Annotated in this window: 3 protein-coding genes; 1 reads left to right on the top strand and 2 read right to left on the bottom strand. The window is 33.1% G+C overall.

Translation table 11 applies throughout. The features are described from left to right. Window positions 1-801, bottom strand: an 801-nt coding sequence (arsB, locus tag KA909_RS10550; protein ID WP_210130187.1) for an arsenite/antimonite efflux transporter, incomplete at its 3' end; no start/stop codon positions are given. Next, complete coding sequence (locus KA909_RS10545) at window positions 798-1115, bottom strand: ArsR/SmtB family transcription factor (RefSeq protein WP_011274435.1); 318 nt, start codon at window positions 1113-1115, stop codon at window positions 798-800. The genes arsB and KA909_RS10545, both read right to left, overlap by 4 nt. Before the next feature lie 268 nt (window positions 1116-1383). On the opposite strand from KA909_RS10545, the gene KA909_RS10540 reads away from it, so the two are divergent. Then, on the top strand, window positions 1384-3296 hold a 1913-nt coding region (locus KA909_RS10540; RefSeq protein WP_210130186.1), incomplete at its 3' end, for a heavy metal translocating P-type ATPase.

Genomic DNA, 3296 nt, shown 5'->3' with positions numbered 1-3296 from the left:
ATTGCGAGCTAACATTACAAAGATAAAAGCAATAATACCAGCAATAATTGATACAGGAATTTGGATAAACTCGCTAACAAGATATCCAACGAGTAGTACTGCTAATACTATCCATGAAAGCTTAAATAACTTAGAATCTTTAATTACACTTTTAGGATCTGATAGATTTTCTGTATCGAACGTTTTAGGTATGGATTTTCTGAAATATAGCCATAATACAACAATACTTGCAAGTAAAGAGAATAGATTGGGAATCATCATGCGACTTACATATTCAATAAATCCAATATGGAAGTAGTCAGCAGAAACGATATTAACCAAATTACTTACAATTAGTGGAAGAGACGTAGTATCTGCAATGAATCCACTTGCAATGATAAAAGGAAAAATGACTTTTTGATTAAACCCTAAATTTCTTACCATAGCGAGCACGATTGGAGTGAGAATTAATGCAGCTCCATCGTTCGCAAAGAAAGCTGCTACAATAGCGCCTAACAACATAATGTAGACAAACATTTTAAACCCATGACCATTTGAAGCTCTGACCATATGTATAGCTGCCCATTCGAAAAATCCAATTTCATCTAAAATTAATGAAATGAGTATAACAGCGACAAAGGTTAACGTCGCATTCCAAACAATCCCTGTAACTTCAATAACATCCGAGAGACTGACAACGCCTGTAATAATAGCGATGATAGCACCAAACAATGCTGTAATACCAATATCTAACCCCTTAGGTTGCCAAATAACAAACATGAGAGTTAAAAGAAAAATAATAATCGCTAGAATAGTCATTATGTACATTCACCTGTCTTTATCTTTTTACACATACATTGTTGAGTAGGAGAGCTAATATAAGTTAATTCATTGTTGATTGAATCTAAGGACTTATGATTAAGTCGGTACATGCGCTTAGTACCGTCTTTTCGTGTAGATACTAATTCATTATCTACTAGAATTTTCATATGATGACTTAATGTAGGTTGTGAAAATTGAAAATACGCTAATAAATCACAAGCACATAATTCACCGCAAGATAATAAGTCTAATATTTCTAATCGACTTGGATCCGATAAAATTTTTAATTGTAATGATAGTTCCTTATAAGACATATGGATGTCATCCCTCCTTTATTATAGATTATCATCTATATAGACAAATATCTATATATATAATACTTTTTGCAATAATACATTTAATTAAAACCTTGTTTTAAACATCGATGACAAGGTCTAATGTAGGACGTGGAGACATCATTTTCGGAATGATATAAATAAATCCATAAATGGAGATAAATCGAAAATATTTATACCCCTAGGGGGTATGTGTTATAGTATAAGTATAGCTAATATAATATTTTCATAAATAGGAGGGGTTAATTTGAATAATAATGGTGAAGAGCATAATCATCAAAATCACATGAATCATTCCAATCACATGCATCATGATAACCATGCCTCACATCATCATAGTGGCCATGCACATCATCATGGAAATTTTAAAGTTAAGTTTTTTGTTTCATTAATTTTTGCAATACCTATCATTCTTTTATCGCCAATGATGGGTGTTAACTTACCTTTTCAATTCACATTTCCAGGTTCTGAATGGGTAGTGTTAATATTAAGTACAATTTTATTCTTTTATGGTGGTAAACCGTTCTTGTCTGGTGGTAAAGATGAAATTGCTACAAAAAAACCAGGCATGATGACCTTAGTTGCCCTAGGTATTTCAGTAGCTTATATTTATAGCTTGTATGCTTTTTATATGAATAACTTTAGTAGTGCAACTGGTCATACAATGGACTTTTTTTGGGAATTAGCAACCTTAATTTTAATTATGCTATTAGGACATTGGATAGAAATGAATGCTGTCGGAAATGCTGGAGATGCTTTAAAGAAAATGGCAGAACTGTTACCTAATAGTGCTATTAAAGTTATGGATAATGGCCAACGCGAAGAAGTTAAAATATCAGACATCATGACTGATGATATCGTCGAAGTAAAAGCCGGAGAAAGCATTCCGACAGATGGTATTATCGTTCAAGGACAAACATCTATAGATGAATCCCTAGTCACTGGAGAATCTAAAAAAGTACAAAAAAATCAAAATGACAACGTCATCGGGGGTTCTATTAATGGGTCTGGAACAATACAAGTCAAGGTTACAGCTGTGGGAGAAGATGGATATCTTTCTCAAGTTATGGGACTTGTTAATCAAGCACAAAATGATAAATCTAGTGCTGAATTGTTATCTGATAAAGTAGCGGGTTATTTATTCTACTTTGCTGTAAGTGTTGGCGTGATTTCTTTTATTGTCTGGATGCTCATTCAAAATGATGTTGATTTTGCATTAGAACGTCTTGTAACTGTGTTAGTCATTGCTTGTCCACATGCTTTAGGCTTGGCAATACCTTTAGTCACTGCACGTTCTACTTCAATTGGTGCACATAATGGTTTAATTATTAAAAATAGAGAGTCTGTAGAAATAGCTCAACATATCGATTATGTAATGATGGATAAAACTGGTACTTTAACTGAGGGTAACTTTTCTGTGAATCATTATGAGAGCTTTAAAAATGATTTGAGTAATGAAACAATATTAAGCCTTTTCGCCTCATTAGAAAGTCAATCTAATCACCCATTAGCTATAAGTATTGTTGATTTTGCGAAAAGTAAAAATGTTTCATTTACTAATCCACAAGACGTTAATAATATTCCAGGTGTCGGATTAGAAGGTCTAATTGATAATAAAACATATAAAATAACAAATGTCTCTTATCTTGATAAACATAAACTTAATTATGACGATGACTTATTTACTAAATTAGCTCAACAAGGTAATTCAATCAGCTATTTAATTGAGGATCAACAAGTCATTGGCATGATTGCTCAAGGAGATCAAATTAAAGAAAGCTCAAAACAAATGGTAGCTGATTTACTATCAAGAAATATTACACCAGTCATGCTTACAGGTGACAATAATGAAGTGGCACACGCTGTCGCAAAAGAATTAGGTATTAGTGATGTCCACGCACAACTCATGCCAGAAGATAAGGAAAGCATTATAAAAGATTATCAAAGTGACGGTAATAAAGTCATGATGGTCGGAGACGGTATCAACGATGCGCCGAGTCTTATAAGAGCCGATATTGGTATAGCAATTGGTGCAGGCACAGATGTTGCAGTAGATTCAGGTGATATCATACTTGTTAAAAGTAATCCATCAGATATTATTCATTTCTTGACCCTTTCAAATAATACTATGAGAAAAATGGTGCAAAACTTATGGTGGGG

Origin of the sequence: Staphylococcus sp. GDX8P54P, from assembly GCF_017893165.1 — a bacterium.
Lineage (GTDB): Bacteria > Bacillota > Bacilli > Staphylococcales > Staphylococcaceae > Staphylococcus > Staphylococcus borealis.
Note: the sequence above shows the minus strand (reverse complement) of the source record. Positions and strands in the feature narration are given on the sequence as shown.

Excerpts from the sequence above, each read along its gene's own strand:
- KA909_RS10545 (WP_011274435.1), bottom strand. The coding sequence starts at position 1,115 with ATGTCTTATAAGGAACTATCATTACAATTAAAAATTTTATCGGATCCA.